We start from the raw sequence: 17,560 nt of genomic DNA on the forward strand, positions 1-17,560 counted from the left end.
TCACCGGCCCTGCCACTTCGGCGGGCGCTTCTCGGTGAACGCCGCGTGGAACTCGGCGTAGTCCTCGCCGTGCATCAGCAGGGCCTGGGTGGCGGCGTCCATCTCCACGGCGGCGGCCAGCGGCATGTCGAGCTCGGCGGTGAGCAGCGCCTTGGTCTGGGCGAGGGCGAGCGCGGGTCCGTCCGCGAGGCGGCGGGCGAGCGCCGCGGCCTGTTCGTCGGCCCGGCCCTCCTCGGCCAGTTCGCTGATGAGTCCGATCCTCTCGGCCTCGGGGGCGCGGACGGGTTCGCCCAGCATCAGCAGCCGGGTGGCGTGGCCGAGGCCGACGACCCGGGGCAGCAGATAGGCCGCGCCCATGTCCCCGCCGGAGAGCCCGACGCGGGTGAAGAGGAAGGCGAACCGGGCGGAGGGGTCGGCGATGCGGAAGTCGGCGGCCAGGGCGAGGACGGCACCGGCTCCGGCGGCGACCCCGTGCACGGCGGCGACGACGGGGAACGGGCACTCCCGCAGGGCCCGTACGACCTGGCCCGTCATCCGGTTGAAGTCCAGCAGCTGGGCGGTGTCCATCGCGAGGGTGGCGCCGATGATCTCGTCGACATCGCCGCCGGAGCAGAAGCCGCGCCCCTCGCCGGCCAGCACCAGGGCCCGTACCGAGCGCTCCCGCGTGAGCTCGGCCAGCAGGTCACGCAGGTCGGCGTAGGCGCCGAAGGTCAGCGCGTTGAGCTTCTCGGGGCGGGCGAGGGTGACGGTGGCGACACCGTCGCGCGTCGTGACCCGCAGATGCTGCCAGTTCTCCGTACGGGGCGCGGAGCTGGGAAACGGACTCATGGAGGGTGGTCCCCTTCAGCCGTCGGGCTGCTGCCTGACCCCCGAATTTATCACTCGTACGTGACTTCCGTCACGAGTACACGATAAGGAGCGGGGAAGACAGTAGTGACGAACGTCCCCTTCGTACCGGTCGGCAGGCCCTTGCCCGTGTCGTGGGGCTTCGTATGGTTGAAACCATGAAGTCTTGAGCTCACGAAAGATTGAGCCCGGGACCGTCCACGCCCTCTCGAACGGAAACGCCGCCGTGCCGCCCGATGTCCCCGCACCCGCCTCCTGGCGTATCGCCCTGCCGCACTCCGCGGCCGCGGTGCCGATCGCCCGCGCGCTGATCCGTACGGTGCTGGCCGACATCGACACCGGCACGGAAGCCCCGGCCGACAGCTACACCGCCGAGCTGCTGACCGCGGAGCTGGTGGCCAACGCCGTGGAGCACACCCCCGGCGACGAGCCCGTCGAGCTGGTGGTGGAGCTCCTGCCGAACGGCTGCCAGGTGGAGGTCCACGACGGCGATCCGGCCCCGCCGGGCGATCTGTCCCGCCCGGAGCCGGGCTGCGAGCCCGATCCGTGGCAGGAGCACGGCCGGGGGCTGCTGCTGATCCGCACCCTCAGCTCGTCCTGCGGCCACCGCACGACCGAGCGCGGCAAGGCGGTGTGGTTCACCCTGCCGTCGCCCGCCGGGCCCACCCCCTGACCGGGCGGCCGCCTCAGGCTCCGGACCGGCCCGCCAGCCGCGACCGACGACGCCCGTAGCAGGAGTACACCCCCGCGCCGACGGCCAGGAACACCGCGAACTGCACCCAGGTCGACCAGCCCGTCCCGTACATCAGATAGACGCAGAAGCCGACACCGAGGACCGGGCTCAGCGGGTACAGCGGGACCCGGAAGGGGCCCTTCACCTCGGGGTTGCGGCGGCGCAGCACGATCACGGCGACGTTGACCGCGACCATCGTGGCGAGCGTCCCGATCGTGGTCAGGCTGACCACCACGTCGAGCGAGGAGAAGGCCGCCGGGACGGCGAAGACGACGGCGACGATCCAGGTGTTGGCAACGGGTGTCGCGGTGCGCGGCGAGACCCGCTCGAAGACCCGCGGGATCAGGCCGTCGCGGGACATCGACATCAGGATGCGGGTCTGTCCGTACATCACGGCGAGGACGACCGAGGCGATGGCGACGATCGCGCCGAACGCGATGATCCCGCCGCCGACGGTGGAACCGGTGACCTGGTCGACGATCAGCGAGAGGGCGGCGGGCTTGTCGGAGACGGCGTCCGGGCCGAGGGCGCCGATCGCGGCGAGCGCGACCGCGCAGTAGAGCAGGGTGACCAGGCCGATGCAGATCATGATCGCGATCGGGATGTTCCGCCGCGGGTTCCTGACCTCCTCGCCCGCTGTCGTGATGGCGTCGAAGCCGATGTACGAGAAGAACGCCAGCGACGCCCCCGCGGTGACGCCGCCCGCACCGTGGGCCACGAACGGCGTGAGGTTGCCGTGCTCGAAGGCCGTGAAGGCGATGACGCAGAACATGATCAGGATGGTGATCTTGAGGACGGCCATCGCGGCGGTGGCACCGGCGCTCTCCCGGATGCCGCGCACCAGCAGCGTCGCGGCCATCATCACCACGACGACGGCGGGCAGATTGATCACGCCGCCGTCGCCGGGGCCGGCCGAGAGCGCGTCCGGCAGCTGCCACCCGAACAGGCTGTCGAGCAGTTCGTTGACGTACTGGCTCCAGCCCACCGCCACCGCGGAGACCGAGACGCCGTACTCCAGGAGCAGGCACCAGCCGACGAGGAAGGCGGCGCGTTCGCCGAGGGTGGCGTAGGCGAAGGAGTACGAGCTGCCGGAGACCGGGATCGCGCTGCCCAGCTCGGCGAACGAGAACGCGGTGAAGATGCAGGTGACCGCCGCGAGGACGAAGGACAGCACGACGGCCGGCCCGGCCTCGGCGACGCTGTCGGACAGCCCGACGAAGATTCCGGTGCCGACGACGGCGCCGACCCCGAAGCACACCAGCTGGAAGAGCCCCATGGTGCGCCTGAGCCCATGACCCTCCAGGTCGGCTCCGGACTCGGCGATGAGCTGGTGGGGATCCTTGACGCGGTGCGGCGGGCCGGGCGGGCGCAGGGGGCTCACGGCGGTGTTCTCATCTCTGGCGGTGCAGGTGGGGGGAGGGCGCGGCGAGGGCGTGGGGGCCGGTCGCGCACACGAAAAATGGGGTTCGAGCGTGCGAGCTCGAACCCCACCAACGGCGACCATAATAGGCCCCCGTACGCATGTTCACCCAATTGGCCGCATGAACATGCGATATGTCCGCGTCAGCGCCCCATCGTCGCCACCAGCACGGCCTTGATCGTGTGCATCCGGTTCTCCGCCTCGTCGAAGACGACGGAGTGGCCGGACTCGAAGACCTCGTCGCTGACCTCCAGCTCGGTCAGACCGTGCCGGGCGTGGATGTCGCGCGCCACCTTGGTGCCGAGGTCGTGGAAGGCCGGGAGGCAGTGCAGGAACTTCACGTCGTCGTTCCCGCTGGCCCTGAGGACGTCCATGGTGACGGCGTACGGCGCGAGCGCGGCGATGCGCTCGTCCCAGATCTCCTTGGGCTCCCCCATCGAGACCCAGACGTCGGTGGCGACGAAGTCGGCTCCGCGGACTCCCTCGGCGATGTCCTCGGTGAGCGTGACCGTCGCCCCGCTGCCGGCGGCGAGCTTCTGGGCCTGTGCGACGACGGACTCGGCGGGCCAGTAGGCCTTCGGCGCGACGATCCGGACGTCCATGCCCAGCAGGGCGCCGGTGACGAGGTAGGAGTTGCCCGTGTTGAAGCGCGCGTCGCCGAGGTAGGCGAAGGCGATGCGGTCCAGCGGCTTCCCGCTGTGCTCGGCCATCGTCAGGACGTCGGCGAGCATCTGGGTGGGGTGCCAGTCGTCGGTCAGCCCGTTGAAGACGGGCACGCCGGCGTGGGCCGCGAGCTCCTCGACGGCCTCCTGGCTGTCACCGCGGTACTCGATCCCGTCGAACATCCGGCCGAGGACACGGGCGGTGTCCTTCACGGACTCCTTGTGCCCCAGCTGCGAGCCGGCGGGGTCGAGGTACGTGGTCGACGCGCCCTGGTCGGCGGCGGCCACCTCGAAGGCGCAGCGGGTGCGGGTCGAGGTCTTCTCGAAGATCAGCGCGATGTTCCTGCCGCGCAGCCGCTGGACCTCGGTCCCCGCCTTCTTGGCCGCCTTGAGCTCGGCGGCCAGGGCGATCAGGCCGCGGAACTCCTCGGCCGTGAGGTCCAGCTCCTTGACGAAGTGGCGGCCTGCGAGGTCTATGGCCATGGTTCTGCTCCTGGGTCGGGCGGGGGGACGCATACGATAACCCTGGAAGTCTATACGACGCATTGCATCGATATACAGAGCCTTCCGGGGTTCGCTTGCGCCCCCGCACCCCCGCTACACCGGTTCGCGGACCACCGGGCAGCTCATGCAGCGGGGGCCGCCCCGGCCGCGGCCCAGTTCGCTGCCGCGGATCTCGATGACCTCGATGCCCTCCTTGCGCAGGTGCGCGTTGGTGGTGGCGTTGCGCTCGTAGGCGACGACGACGCCCGGTTCGACGGCGAGGACGTTGCACCCGTCGTCCCACTGCTCGCGCTCGGCCGCGTGCACGTCCTGGGTGGCGGTCAGGACCCGGATCGAGTCCAGCCCCAGTGCCTCGGCGATGGCACGGTGCATGTGCTCGGGCGGATGGTCGGTGACCTTGAGGTCGCGCGGCCCGTCGCCGGGTTCGATGGTGTACGAGCGCAGCATGCCCAGGCCCGCGTACTTGGTGAAGGTGTCCCCGTCGACCATCGTCATCACGGTGTCCAGGTGCATGAACGCCCGGCTCTTGGGCATGTCGAGCGCCACGATCGACCGGGCCGACCCGGCGTCGAAGAGCCCTCGCGCCAGCATCTCCACCGCCTGCGGGGTGGTGCGCTCGCTCATCCCGATGAGAACGGCGCCCCGGCCGATGACGAGGACGTCGCCGCCCTCGATGGTGGAGGGGTAGTCGTCCTGGCCCTCCGACCAGTGGTGGAAGGCTCCCGCGTCGGGTCCCGTGAACAGCGGATGGTGCCGGTAGATCGCCTCGAAGTGCACGGTCTCGCGCTGCCGGGCGGGCCAGCGCATCGCGTTGATGGAGACGCCGTCGTAGATCCAGGCCGAGGTGTCACGGGTGAAGAGGTGGTTCGGCAGCGGACCGAGCAGGAAGTCGTCCAGGTCCATGACGTGGAAGCGCACCGAGGTCGGTTCACGGAACCGCTCCAGGAACTCCCGCTTGGTCATCCCGCCGACCAGGGCCTCGCACAGCTCGGGGGCGGACAGTTCCTCGAAGGCGGCCCGCAGATGCTCGGTGGCGAGCGGCCCGTACTCCTTCTCCGCGAAGACCCGGTCCAGGACGAGCCGGCGGGCCACGGGAATCTCCAGCGACTCCTGGAGCAGGTCACCGAAGAGATGCACCTCCACCCCGCGGTCGCGCAGCACGTCCGCGAAGCCGTCGTGCTCCTGGCGGGCGCGCCGCACCCACAGCACGTCGTCGAAGAGCAGTGCGTCCTTGTTGCTCGGAGTGAGCCGTTTCAGTTCCAGATCGGGGCGGTGCAGGATGACGCGGCGCAGCCGCCCGGCCTCGGAGTCGACATGGAATCCCATGCCCTCATCCTCACCGCGCGGGACGCGGTTCACCCGGCGAATCGCCAGCCGGTTCCGTCGGCGGGCGGGGACCTTCTCGGTCCCCGCCCGCCGGTGCGTCACTACAGCCGCGGGTCCACCGGCTCCGACTCCAGCGCCAGCACCGCGAACACCGCCTCGTGGACCCGCCACAGCGGCTCCCCCTCGGCCAGCCGGTCCAGGGCCTCCAGACCGAGGGCGTACTCGCGCAGGGCGAGCGAACGCTTGTGGCCGAGGAAGCGGCCGCGCAGCCGCTCCAGGTTCTCCGGGCGGGTGTACTCGGGGCCGTAGATGATCCGCAGGTACTCCCGGCCGCGCACCTTGACGCCCGGCTGGACGAGGCGGTCCTTGCCGTCCCTGACGAGCGCGCCGAGCGGCTTGACGACCATGCCCTCGCCGCCGCGGCCGGTCATCTCCAGCCACCAGTCGATGCCGGAGCGGACCGACGCCTCGTCGGCGGGGTCGACGACGAGCCGCCGGGTGACCTGGAGCAGACCGGTGGGGTCGTGCTCCACCAGCCGGTCCAGCCAGGCCAGCTGCTCGTCGTGGGGCACGGACGCGAGCGAACGGCCCTGCACCGCGAGGATCTGGAACGGCGCCATGCGCACCCCGTCCAGTCCCTCGGTGCTCCAGCAGTAGCGCCGGTAGGCCTCGGTGAACGCGGCCGCGTCCTCGGCCCGGCCGCGCTGCCGGTCCGCGAGCGCGCCGACGTCGATGCCCCGGGCCGCCGCCGCGGCGAGCGCCCCGGTGGCCGCGGGGAAGACGGCGCCGGACGCGGCACCCACCGCCGCGTACTGCGAGCGGAGCAGGCCGGCGGCCTTGAGCGACCAGGGCATCAGCTCGGCGTCGAGCAGCACCCAGTCGGTGTCCCACTCCTCCCACAGCCCGGCTGCGGTGACGGCCGCGCGCAGCCGGCCCAGCACGTCCTCGGTGAGCGCGGGGTCGTCCAGGAACGGCCGGCCGGTGCGCGTGTGCAGCGCCCCCGTCGGGCCGCCTTCCCCGGTGTCGCCGGTCCCGAAGCGTTCCCGCGCCACGTCCGCGTCGCGGCAGACGAGGGCCACGGCCCGGGAGCCCATGTGCTTCTCCTCGCACACGACCCTGGCCACACCGTCCGCCCGGTACTGCGCTAACGCCTCGGCCGGGTGCTCCAGGTAGCCCTCCTCCTGCGAGGTGGCGGTCGGTGCCATGGTCGGCGGGAGGTAGGCGAGCAGCCGGGGGTCGACGGCGAACCGGCTCATGACCTCCAGCGCCGCCGCCGCGTTCTCCTCGCGCACCGCGACCCGGCCCATGTGCCGGGTCTCCACGATCCGGCGGCCCTGCACATCGGCGAGGTCCAGCGGCCGGCCCTCCCGGCCGCCCGGGGCCTCGGTGGACAGCGGCTTCACCGGCTCGTACCAGACCTGCTCGGCCGGTACGTCGACGAGCTCGCGCTCGGGGTAGCGCAGCGCGGTCATCTTCCCGCCGAACACCGCTCCGGTGTCCAGGCAGATGGTGTTGTTGATCCAGGAGGTGGTGGGGACGGGCGTGTGGCCGTAGACGACGGTGGCGCGGCCGCGGTAGTCCTCCGCCCACGGGTAGCGCACGGGCAGGCCGAACTCGTCGGTCTCGCCCGTCGTGTCGCCGTAGAGCGCGTGCGAGCGGACCCGCCCGGAGGTGCGTCCGTGGTACTTCTCGGGCAGGCCGGCGTGGCAGACGACCAGCTTGCCCTCGTCCAGCACGTAGTGGCTGACCAGTCCGTCGATGAACTCCCTGACCCGCTCCCGGAACTCCGGGTCCTTGGCGTCCTCCCGCTCCAGCTGCTCGATCGTCTCGGCGAGGCCGTGGGTGTGCTGGACCTTGCGGCCCTTGAGGTAGCGGCCGAGCTTGTTCTCGTGGTTGCCGGGCACGCAGAGCGCCTGGCCGTCCGCCACCATGGACATGACGCGGCGCAGCACGCCGGGGCTGTCGGGTCCGCGGTCGACGAGGTCGCCCACGAAGACGGCGGTACGGCCTTCGGGGTGTGCGCCGTCCACGTAGCCGAGCTTGCCGAGCAGGGTCTCCAGCTCGGAGGCGCAGCCGTGGATGTCGCCGATGATGTCGAAGGGGCCGGTGAGGTGGCGGAGGTCGTTGTAGCGGCGCTCCAGGGCCACTTCGGCGTGCTCGGCCTCCTCCTCGGTGCGCAGGATGTGGACCTTGCGGAAGCCCTCGCGCTCCAGGCCGCGCAGCGAGCGGCGCAGCTCGCGGCGGTGGCGCTGGACGACGTGCCGCGGCATGTCGGCACGGTCCGGGCGGGCCGCGTTGCGCGCGAGGCAGACCTCTTCGGGCAGGTCGAGGACGATGGCGATGGGCAGCACATCGTGCTCCCGGGCCAGCTGCACCAGCTGGCGGCGGCTCTCGGGCTGGACGTTGGTGGCGTCGACGACGGTCAGCCGTCCCGCCGCCAGGCGCCTGCCCGCGATGTAGTGCAGGACGTCGAAGGCGTCCCGGCTGGCGCTCTGGTCGTTCTCGTCGTCGGCGACGAGACCCCGGCAGAAGTCCGAGGAGATGACCTCGGTCGGCTTGAAGTGGCTCCGGGCGAAGGTGGACTTGCCCGAGCCGCTCGCCCCGATGAGGACGACGAGGGAGAGGTCGGTCACCGGCAGGACGCGGCCGCTCCGGGCGCTGTCACGCGTGCTGTCACTGGTCGTGCTCATGCGGCTTTCGCCTCCTTCTCGGTCGTGCCGGCCGCGGCCTGCGCGTCGGACGTGCGGGATGCGCCGGATGCGCCCGGGGCACCGGACGTGTGGTGCGTGTCGTCGTCACCGGCCGCGTTCATCGTGAACACGGCCATCTGGGTGGGCGGTCCCACCTCGGGGTCGTCCGGTCCCACGGGCACGAACTCCACCCCGTACCCGTGCCGGCCGGCCACCTCCCCCGCCCAGTCCCGGAATTCGGCCCGGGTCCATTCGAAGCGGTGGTCGCCGTGCCGGGAGTGCCCGGCCGGGAGGGTCTCCCAGCGGACGTTGTACTCGACGTTCGGCGTGGTCACGAGCACCGTGCGCGGACGGGCCGCGCCGAACACCGCGTACTCCAGGGCCGGCAGCCGCGGCAGGTCGAGGTGCTCGACGACCTCACTCAGCACCGCGGCGTCGTACCCCTTGAGCTGCTTGTCCGTGTACGTGAGCGAGCCCTGCCGAAGCGTCACCCGTGAGGCCTGCCGCTCCCCCATCCGGTCCAGCTTCAGCCGGCGCGAGGCGATCGTCAGGGCGCGCATCGAGACGTCGACGCCGACGATCTCGGTGAAGCGCACGTCCTTCAGCAGAGCCTGCACCAACTGCCCCTGACCGCAGCCCAGGTCGAGCACCCGGCTCGCCCCGGAGGCGGTCAGCGCCGCGAGGATCGCGGCCCTGCGCTGCTCCGCGAGCGGCACCGGCCGCTCCTCGGTGTCAGCCGTCTCGTCGACCGCGTTGTCGATGCTCTCGACGTCGAGGTCGTCGGACTCGGCGAGCCGCACCAGCTCCAGCCGCTGCATCGCCTGCCGGGTCAGTCCCCAGCGCCGGGAAAGATACCGGCTGGTGATCAGCTTCTGCTCGGGGTGGGCGGCCAGCCAGCCCTCACCGGCCCGCAGCAGTTTGTCCACCTCGTCGGGCGCCACCCAGTAGTGCTTGGCGTCGTCGAGCACGGGCAGCAGGACGTACAGCTGACGCAGCGCGTCCGCGAGCCGCAACTCGCCCTCCAGCACCAGCCGTACGTACCGGGAGTCCCCCCACTCGGGGAACCGCTCGTCCAGCGGTACGGCCACCGCCTCCACCCGCGACCAGCCGAGCGGCCCGAACAGCGCCCGCACCAGCTCGGCACCACCACGGGCCGGCAGGGCGGGCACGTCGATCCGCAGCGGCATCGGCGCCGCCGCCCGCTCGGGCATCGCCTTGCAGGCGCCGCTCAGCGCGGACTTGAAGACGGTGGTCATCGCGACGGACAGCAGCGAGGACGCCGCGTAGGGGCGGTCGTTGACGTACTGCGCGAGCGCCGCGTCGGGGGCGCCGCCCCGGCCCTTGCCCTTGCCGCGCCGCACCAGCGCCACCGGATCCACCTCCAGCAGCAGCGCGGCCGTGCACCGCTCCGCGGACGCCTCGGGATAGAAGACATGCGCGGTGCCGTGCGAGGTGGAGAACGTCTGCGCCTTCTCGGGATGCTTGTGCAGCAGGAAGCCGAGATCGGTGGCGGGACGCTCCGGGGTGCCGGTGGTACTGATCGTCAGGAACACAGGCCCGAGTATGGTCGCGTTCACTCGCTCCCACCAGGCATTTTCATGCCCTCCCGGGCCGGTCGTCCCGCCCTTCTCCCAGCTGTGCGGCCAGGGCCGCGACCGTGGCCGGACCGACCCGGCAGCAGCCGCCGACCAGTCGCGCACCGGCGCCCCGCCAGGTCCGTGCCAGGCCGGGGTCGAAGGTGACGGCCCCGGTCCACGCCCGCGCCCCGGCGTCCCAGCGCTCCCCGCTGTTCGGGTACGCGACGACGGGCTTCCCCGTCACCGCGGCCGCGGTCCGGACCGCCTCGGCCACCTCGGCCGGATCGCAGCAGTTCACCCCGGTCGCGACCACGTGTGCGTCCCCCGCGGCGAGGGCGAACGCCTCCTCCAGCCGCTGCCCGGCCCCGGTCCGTCCGCCGGCCACGGTGTAGGAGAGCCAGACCGGCAGCCCGCACTCCCGCGCCACGCCCAGGAGCGCCTCAGCCTCGTCCGTGTCCGGCACCGTCTCCAGCGCCAGCACATCGGGCCCCGCGGCGGCCAGCGCCTCGATCCGGGGGCGGTGGAAGCGCGCCAGCTCACTGACCGAAAGCCCGTAGCGGCCCCGGTACTCCGCCCCGTCCGCCGTCACCGCCCCGTACGGGCCGACCGAGGCGGCGACCCACACGTCCCGGTCCACCGCCCCGGCCGCCCGGCGGGCCAGCTCCACGCTGCGGGCGAAGAGCCCGGCCGCCTCCGCCCGCCCGAATCCGCGCCGGCCGAACCCCTCGAAACTCGCCTGATAACTGGCGGTGATGAGCACCTGCGCACCCGCCCGCACGTACGCCGTGTGCGCGGCCTCGATCTGCGCCGGCCCGTCCGCGAGCAGCCGGGCGGACCACAGCGCGTCGGACAGGTCGCAGCCCTGCGCCTCCAACTGGTTGGAGAGTCCCCCGTCGAGCAGCACCGTGCCGGCCGCGAGCGCCTCGGCGAGGGGGCGGGACGGGGCCGCGCCGGGGGGACGGCCGGATTCGTGGTCATCGCGGGCGGACAGCACGAGTACTCCTCTCCGGGTGAGCCGGGACCGGACCGGTCTCGGGTATGCCGGGACCGGGCCGGCCTCGGGTGGGCCGGTCCCGGGCCGGCCTCGGGTGGGCCGGTCCCGGATCAGCGGTTCCGGGCCGGTCTCAGGTCAGCTGGGACTGGACCTGCGAGGAGATCAGCTCCAGGTGGTCCAGGTCGTCCAGGTCCAGGACCTGGAGGTAGATGCGCGACGCCCCGATCGCACCGAACCGCCCGATCTTGTCGACCACTTCGGCGGGCGAGCCGGCCAGTCCGTTCGCCTTCAGCTCCGCGACGTCCCGTCCGATGACGGCGGCGCGGCGCGCCACCTCCGCGTCGTCCTTGCCGACACAGACGACCAGGGCGTTGGAGTACACCAGATCGTCCGGCCGCCGGCCCGCCTCCGTGGCCGCCGCCCTGACCCGGGCGAACTGCTTCTCGCTGTCCTCCAGCCCCGCGAAGGGGATGTTGAACTCATCCGCGTACTGCGCTGCCAGCCTCGGCGTCCGCTTCGCGCCGTGTCCGCCGATCAGGACCGGCACCTTGGTCTGCGCGGGCTTGGGCAGCGCGGGCGAGTCCGTGAGCTGGTAGTACGTGCCGTCGTAACTGAACGTCTTGCCGGTCTCGGTCGCCCACAGTCCCGTGACAATGGCCAGCTGCTCCTCGAGGCGGCCGAACTTCTCCTTGGGGAACGGAATGCCGTAGGCCTTGTGCTCCTGCTCGAACCAGCCCGCTCCCAGGCCCAGTTCGACTCGGCCGCCGGACATCTGGTCGACCTGGGCCACCTGGATGGCCAGCACACCGGGGAGCCGGAAGGTGCCCGCCGTCATCAGTGTGCCGAGGCGGATCCGCTTGGTCTCGCGCGCCAGCCCGGCCAGCGTGATCCATGCGTCCGTCGGGCCGGGGAGCCCGTCACCCTGCCCCATGCGCAGATAGTGGTCGGACCGGTAGAAGGCGTCGAAACCGAGGTCCTCGGCGGCCTTGGCGACGGTGAGCAGAGTGTCGTAGCTCGCCCCTTGCTGGGGCTCGGTGAAGATTCGAAGATCCATGCGTCCATCCTGCACCTCCGAGCGCCGCTCGTTCGGCTCCCTCTCCCTTCCCCGTGCCGTCGCGGCCCGGACGCCCCGGGCGCCGGGCGCTCAGCCGGTGTCGGCGACCGGTCCGAGCGGCCCGTGGAGCACCCCGTGAGGGCCGTCCCGCTCCCGGCCGCGCTCCAGATCCTGCCGGCGCTCCCGGTCGCGCTCGTCGAGCAGCCGGAGCATGCCGCGCACCCGGTCCGTCGACTCGTCGGCGGCGTCGATCGCCTCCATGCACTGCCAGTACAGGCCCTGCTCGTCGGTCTCGCACGCCACTCCGACCAGGGCTATCCCCACCTCCCCGAGCAGCGCGCCGAGACCGGTGAGGGCCGCGCGCGGATCGGCCACCTCGGAGAGCTGTGCCGCCCGGGCCACCCCTGCCCGGGCCGCGGGGTGGTCCAGCGCCCCGTTGCTCCGTCCGCCGATCTCGCTGAGTCCGCTCGCCTCGCCGCGTAACTCCTTGGGGCCGCTCGCCGCAAGCCGGCTTCCGACCGCCTGGGCCAGCGCCTGGGCCTGCCAGGCCTCGGCGATGATGTCCGGCGTGCCCCGGCTCTGTGCCAGTGCCCTCCGGATGACTGCTACAAGCCGCTCCGCTTCCATCCGTTGCCCCCGTTCGACGCGAAAACCCGCTCACCTCTTCCATTACCCACAGTGAGGGTGGTGGTACCGAAAGGCCAGGGGATTTCGGAAATCTGTGGACACTCAATCGACTGTTAACAAATCGATCACTCCGAAGAGTGACGGAAGGGGGGATCCGTCGGCTCCGGCACCGGAAAGCGGCCCTCATTCCTCTCGATCTTGGCCGCCAGCGCGGCCAGCACGTCGATGCCGAGTACCTCGCAGAACTGCAGCAGATAGGCGAGGACGTCCGCGACCTCGTCCTCGACCGCGTGCGCCGTCGCGGGGTCCGCCATGACCCGCGCCGACTGCTCCGGCGTCAGCCACTGGAAGATCTCCACGAGTTCGGCGGCCTCGACGCTCAGCGCCGACGCGAGGTTCTTGGGGGTGTGGTACTGCCCCCAGTCGCGTGCGGCCGCGAACGCGGCGAGCCGTTGCTGGAGTGCGCGTACATCGAGTTCTGTCACGGCCCCAGGTCTACCACCGCCATTGAGACCCCCTCGCGGGTGAGGCCCCTCTGCGGGTGAGGCCCCCTCGCGGGGGCGTGCGGAGCCCGCCGCGCGGGCGCCGCGCGGGCGCCACGCGGGCAACACGCGGGTACTACGCCCCGGGCACCCCGGCCGCCGTCACACCCTCGACCTCCATGCCCATCGGAGAGAGCAGGAAGACGTTCCGGTCGACGCGGTGCATCCCGCTGCCCAGTCCGAAGACGACTCCGCTGGTGAAGTCCAGGATCCGCTTCGCCACGTCGCCCTCGGCCCCGGTCAGGTCGAGGAGCACCGGAATCTGCGCGACCAGGTACTCGGCGACCTCGCGCGCGTCCGCGAAGACCTGCACCCGCAGCACCACCATGCGCCGCTGCTCGGCGCTCTCCTGCTCGTCCGGGACCGTGCGGTGGTCGACCCGGGAAGGCCACTCGTTGCGGCTGCGCAACGGCACGACCTGGGCCAGTCCCTCCCACTGCTCGTCCGTGACGTCATACCTGTCGTACCTGCTCACCGGACCACCCCGTCTGTGCATCGGTTGGCGTTGCGCCGGCTGCGCTCACTGTTCATCGGGCAATTCTCTCGCCCCTCACCCGTTCGGCCTACCAGCGACACGGTTCAGGAGCCGACCGAAGCCGCCGGCTCACCCGTACGCCCGCGCTCCGGGGCCGCTGCCGCCGTGGTGTCCAGGGGGGTGAAACGTACCGGAAGGTGCACCAGGGCACGGTGGAACGGGCCGGGCCGCCACAGCAGTTCACTCACCGGAACGGCAAGCTCCGCATCGCACAGCTGACTGGTGAGCTGCTCGATGGCGGTCATCGCGATCAGCAGCGCGGGCTGCTTCGCCGGGCAGCGGTGGGGACCGGCCGACCAGGCCAGGTGAGCACTGCCCCCGGACCGGACCCCGGTGGACGAAGTAGCAGGTCCGGACTGGGTGTTGGCCGCTCCGAAGGAGACCAGGACGAGCTGTCCCGCGCGCAGCCGGACCCCGTGGAACTCGGTGTCGTGGCGCGGGTAGTGCGCGGCCAGATTGGCCATCGGCGGGTCCTGCCACAGGACCTCGTTGATCGCCTCGTGAGCGGTCATCGCGCCCCCGTGCAGCGAGCCCGCGTACCGCTCGTCGGTGAGCATGTGCAGGGTCGCGTTGCCGATCAGGTTCGTCGCCGGATCGTGGCCCGCACTCATCAGCAACGTGATCTGACGCACAGTCTCGTCGTTGTCGAGACGGGCCGGGTGCGCGAGGAAGTACGAGGTCAGATCGCGGCGCGGCCGGGCCCGCCGGTCGGCGACCAGACGCGTGACGACGTCGACGAGGCCGGCGTACGCGGCAGCGGCGCCCTGGGCCGAGTTCATCATGCCGCCGACGCCGTCGACGATCCGCTTGCCGTCCGCGGGGTCGACTCCGAACCAGGTGACGAAGACGTGCAGCGGGAGCAGCCGGGCGTACTGGGAGATGAGGTCGCCGCTGCCGGTGGCGGCGAAATCGCCGATCAGCCGCTGGGCGACCCGGGCCACCTCGGCGCGCAGGACGTGCGGCTCGATCAGGGCCAGGGTGTCGTTGATGGCCTCGCGGTAGCGGGCGTGCTCCGGGCCGTCGCTGAACAGCGCGGTGGGGCGGTGCCCGAGCACCGGCAGCACCGGCGAGTCCGCGGGGACCGTCGCCTGCCAGGTGCGCGGGTCCTTGCTGAAGGTGTGGGTGTCCCGCAGCAGGTCGACGGCCGCCTGGTAGTCGGTGACGAGCATCGCCTCGATGCCGGGGGCGATCCGGACCGGCGCGAGGGGGCCGTGGGCGCGCAGGCTGCGGTAGTGGCCGTGCGGGTCGGCGGCGAAGTCGGGTCCGTACAGCGCGAGATGCTGCGGCGGCTGCGGATGCGGTGTCATGACGGGTCCTCGGGCTGCGGCATGCGGGTCAGCACGTGCTCGGCCAGGGCGATCAGGGCGTCGATGCTGCCGCGCCGCTCCCGCGCGTCGCACTGGACCAGCGGGGTACCGGCGTCGAGGTCCAGGTGTTTGCGCAGCACCTCGTCGCTGTGGGCGGGGGCGTCGGGGAAGCGGTTGACGGCGACGGCGTACGGCAGTCCCTGCTCCTCGACCATGTCCATGACGGCGAAGGAGTCGGCGAGCCGGCGGGTGTCCACGAGGACGAGCGCGCCCAGCGCGCCGCGCGCGATGTCCTCCCACAGCGGCAGGAACCGCTCCTGGCCGGGTGTGCCGAACATGTAGAGCACGAGGTCGTCCAGGACGGTGAGCCGTCCGAAGTCGATGGCGACCGTGGTCGTGGTCTTGTCGGGGAGCCCGGCGGTGTCGTCGAGCAGGGTGCTGGACTGGGTCATCGCCTCTTCGGTGTGGAGGGTGGGGATCTCCGAGAGGGTGCGGATCAGGGTCGTCTTGCCCACGCCGAAGGGACCCGTGACGACGAGCTTCATCAGGGTCCGGGCACCGGACGGCAGATAGCCGACGCCCGTCCGGTCAGTGGAGGGAGCGGAGTCCAACGAGCAGCCTCTCGACGAGCGACCGGTCGATCTCCCCGGCACTGGGTATCGGTGGTCGCGTGAGCAGAAGTCCGGCGGCCGCGAGATCCGTGGCCAGGAATACGGTGGCGCTGACCGGCAGGTCCAGATGGGCCGCGCACTCGACGACGGTGAGCGCGCCCGGCTCCAGCAGTTCGCACAGCCTGCGCTGCTCCGAACCGGTGTCCTGCGGCAGGGCCTCCTCGGTGCGTACGAGCACGGCGAGCCGGTCGAGCGCGGGACCGGCGGGCCGGGAGCGGCCGCCGGTGACGAGGTAGGCGGGGATCAGACGGCGTCCTGGGCCGGGGGTCATGGCCGGGCGGCGGTGTCCGGTTGGCGGGTGGGCGCGTGCATCGCCCGCGTCAGCGCGGTGACCTGCACCTGCATCTGGTAGGCGATGTCGCCGAGTTTGGCACCGGGTTCGGCGAACAGGGCGAGTGTGGTGTTCCGCCCTGCCGGGACGACGATGGCGAAGCCCAGGTCCGACTCGACGACGGTCTGGGCCAGTTGCGGGGCCTCGGCGTCGGTGAAGGCGGTGGTGAAGGCGCGGGCCGCGGCATGCAGGGTGGCCGTCATCGCGGCGACGCGTTCGCCGGACGCCCGGTCGAGGCCGGGCGAGGCGCCCTCGACGAGACCGTCGCCCGTGGCGACCACGGCGTGCTGGACTCCGGGCAGTTCCAGCAGCGGGGTCAGCACCCATGCGAGGTCACCGGTGGTGGGGCTGGGGGCGCTCACTTCTCGTCGTCTCCTTGGTCGTCCTGGTCTCCCAGGTGGTCGTGGCCGTCCGAATCCGGTGCGGGTGCCCGCCCGGCGACGCTCCTGCCGATCAGGGTGCCCTGCTGGAGTGCCGCCCAGGAAGACTCGGCCTGCTCGGGTGTACGGGGCACCTGTCCCGCGGGCGGGGCTGCGGGGGCCGCGGCGGCCGGCACGGGACGCGGGGCGCGCCGGCGCCTGCTGGGCAGACCGGAGGGTTCCGCCGCGGGCGGCGCTTCCTGCTGCGCCTCCTCGGCGGGAGGGCCGGCCGGACGTTCGGGCGCGGGGTGCGCCGCCACGGGTGCCGGGGCGAGGGCGGAGAGGCCGCGGTCGTCCTCCAGCACGGTCAGCAGGTGGGCGGGGACGCGCAGGATGGTGCGCATGCCGCCGAACGGCGAGGCCTCGATGTGGCAGTGGAAGCCGTACTGCACCACCAGCCGGCCGACGACCGCGAATCCGGTCTGCGGTGGGTCGCCCAGCTCGGTCAGGAGCACTTCGGAGGGCCCGGCCAGCAGGGCGCGGGCGCGCTCCAGCGCGTCGTCGTCCATGCCGATGCCCGCGTCGTCGACTACCAGGAACGCGCCCCGGCCGCCGCTCTGCTGGACGGTCACCTGCACGTCGGTGTCGGGGTGCGAGTACGCGGTGGCGTTGGCGAGCAGTTCGGCGAGTGCGATGGCGAGGGGTTCGGCGGCCCGGGCGGCGAGCGCGAGGCGCTCGTCGCGCAGGTGGTTGGCCACCTTGATCCGCTCGTAGCCGGCGACCCGGGACTGGGCGCCCAGGACGATCTCGACGAGGGGCGAGTTCTGCCGGGCCAGGCCCGGCCAGGCGTCGCAGAGCACGGCGGTCGACTGGGTGCGGCGCAGCGCGAGTTCGTTGCGGAAGTCCAGTTGCAGGATGCGCGGGTCGTCGTACTCGTGCTGGAGCTCGTGCAGCAGCTGCTGGGACTGGTTGAGCAGGGACTGGATCTTGGCGGAGGTGCCGCGCATCGCCGCACGCGCGGCCGCGTCGACGCGCTGCCGCTCCTCGACGACCGCGGTACGGGCGGCCTGCACGGCCTCGGTGAGCAGCCGGGCCGCGCCGCCGTCGATCTCGGCCGCCTCGCGCAGTCCGGGGACCTGGGCGCTGGGGTGGGAGAGGGCGAGCGCGGCGGCCGGGATGCGCTTGCGGGCGAGTTGCCGGATCTCGTCGACCAGGGCCGCGGTACGGGCCTCGGCGGCCTTCGCCTGGCGTTCGGTCAGCTCGGCGTGGGCCACGGCCAGCTGTTCCGAGCGGGCGGCCCGGTACGAGCGTGCCGTCGCTGCCACGGCGGCCATGACGGCGACCATCGCCACGATCCATGCCATGCCGTTACCGCGTTTCTG

Annotated in this window: 17 protein-coding genes; 1 reads left to right on the forward strand and 16 read right to left on the reverse strand. The window is 72.1% G+C overall.

Translation table 11 applies throughout. The annotated features are described in order from the left end of the window. Window positions 1-828 carry an enoyl-CoA hydratase family protein gene (locus OG521_09360; protein WUW20984.1) on the reverse strand — a complete coding sequence of 276 codons (828 nt, stop codon included), beginning with the start codon at window positions 826-828 and terminating at the stop codon, window positions 1-3. Window positions 829-1,072: 244 nt separating this feature from the next. On the opposite strand from OG521_09360, the gene OG521_09365 reads away from it, so the two are divergent. Then, window positions 1,073-1,519, forward strand: coding sequence for an ATP-binding protein (locus tag OG521_09365; protein WUW26624.1), 447 nt, complete (start codon window positions 1,073-1,075; stop codon window positions 1,517-1,519). A 13-nt stretch (window positions 1,520-1,532) separates the two neighbouring features. Here OG521_09365 and OG521_09370 read toward each other — a convergent pair whose 3' ends face one another. From OG521_09370 to OG521_09440, 15 genes are all read right to left on the reverse strand, one after another. Next, window positions 1,533-2,960: an amino acid permease gene (locus tag OG521_09370; GenBank protein WUW20985.1), complete on the reverse strand. Its 1,428-nt coding sequence runs from the start codon at window positions 2,958-2,960 to the stop codon at window positions 1,533-1,535. Between the two features lie 182 nt (window positions 2,961-3,142). After that, entirely contained in the window at window positions 3,143-4,144 is a 1,002-nt protein-coding gene (argF, locus tag OG521_09375; protein ID WUW20986.1) for an ornithine carbamoyltransferase, read from the reverse strand. A gap of 114 nt (window positions 4,145-4,258) precedes the next feature. Continuing rightward, entirely contained in the window at window positions 4,259-5,491 is a 1,233-nt protein-coding gene (locus OG521_09380; protein WUW20987.1) for an arginine deiminase, read from the reverse strand. A gap of 101 nt (window positions 5,492-5,592) precedes the next feature. Further along, window positions 5,593-8,181: a polynucleotide kinase-phosphatase gene (locus tag OG521_09385; protein ID WUW20988.1), complete on the reverse strand. Its 2,589-nt coding sequence runs from the start codon at window positions 8,179-8,181 to the stop codon at window positions 5,593-5,595. Continuing rightward, window positions 8,178-9,734, reverse strand: coding sequence for a 3' terminal RNA ribose 2'-O-methyltransferase Hen1 (locus tag OG521_09390; protein ID WUW20989.1), 1,557 nt, complete (start codon window positions 9,732-9,734; stop codon window positions 8,178-8,180). Before OG521_09390 ends, OG521_09385 begins: the two co-directional genes overlap by 4 nt. 43 nt (window positions 9,735-9,777) lie before the next feature. Next, window positions 9,778-10,749 carry a homocysteine S-methyltransferase gene (gene mmuM, locus OG521_09395; protein ID WUW26625.1) on the reverse strand — a complete coding sequence of 324 codons (972 nt, stop codon included), beginning with the start codon at window positions 10,747-10,749 and terminating at the stop codon, window positions 9,778-9,780. Between the two features lie 133 nt (window positions 10,750-10,882). Further along, the gene (locus OG521_09400) at window positions 10,883-11,806 is read right to left on the reverse strand and encodes an LLM class F420-dependent oxidoreductase (GenBank protein ID WUW20990.1); all 924 of its coding nucleotides are present in this window, start codon (window positions 11,804-11,806) and stop codon (window positions 10,883-10,885) included. A gap of 90 nt (window positions 11,807-11,896) precedes the next feature. Beyond that, window positions 11,897-12,433, reverse strand: coding sequence for a DUF6099 family protein (locus tag OG521_09405; protein ID WUW20991.1), 537 nt, complete (start codon window positions 12,431-12,433; stop codon window positions 11,897-11,899). A gap of 125 nt (window positions 12,434-12,558) precedes the next feature. Further along, a complete protein-coding gene (locus OG521_09410; GenBank protein WUW20992.1) occupies window positions 12,559-12,918 on the reverse strand; it encodes a nucleotide pyrophosphohydrolase in 360 nt (119 codons plus the stop codon). A gap of 133 nt (window positions 12,919-13,051) precedes the next feature. Beyond that, the gene (gene sepF, locus OG521_09415) at window positions 13,052-13,450 is read right to left on the reverse strand and encodes a cell division protein SepF (protein ID WUW20993.1); all 399 of its coding nucleotides are present in this window, start codon (window positions 13,448-13,450) and stop codon (window positions 13,052-13,054) included. Between the two features lie 104 nt (window positions 13,451-13,554). Then, window positions 13,555-14,817, reverse strand: coding sequence for a cytochrome P450 (locus tag OG521_09420; GenBank protein WUW20994.1), 1,263 nt, complete (start codon window positions 14,815-14,817; stop codon window positions 13,555-13,557). Further along, a complete protein-coding gene (locus OG521_09425) occupies window positions 14,814-15,428 on the reverse strand; it encodes an ATP/GTP-binding protein (protein WUW20995.1) in 615 nt (204 codons plus the stop codon). Before OG521_09425 ends, OG521_09420 begins: the two co-directional genes overlap by 4 nt. Next, window positions 15,406-15,759 (reverse strand): DUF742 domain-containing protein, encoded by a 354-nt coding sequence (locus tag OG521_09430; protein ID WUW20996.1) that lies wholly within the window; start codon window positions 15,757-15,759, stop codon window positions 15,406-15,408. The genes OG521_09425 and OG521_09430 overlap by 23 nt, the downstream gene beginning before the upstream one ends. Beyond that, on the reverse strand, window positions 15,756-16,181 hold the full coding sequence (locus tag OG521_09435; GenBank protein WUW20997.1) for a roadblock/LC7 domain-containing protein: 426 nt from the start codon (window positions 16,179-16,181) through the stop codon (window positions 15,756-15,758). The genes OG521_09430 and OG521_09435 overlap by 4 nt, the downstream gene beginning before the upstream one ends. Continuing rightward, complete coding sequence (locus OG521_09440; protein ID WUW20998.1) at window positions 16,178-17,542, reverse strand: ATP-binding protein; 1,365 nt, start codon at window positions 17,540-17,542, stop codon at window positions 16,178-16,180. Before OG521_09440 ends, OG521_09435 begins: the two co-directional genes overlap by 4 nt. Window positions 17,543-17,560: the final 18 nt, after the last annotated feature.

The organism is Streptomyces sp. NBC_01463, from assembly GCA_036227345.1.
Lineage (GTDB): Bacteria > Actinomycetota > Actinomycetes > Streptomycetales > Streptomycetaceae > Streptomyces.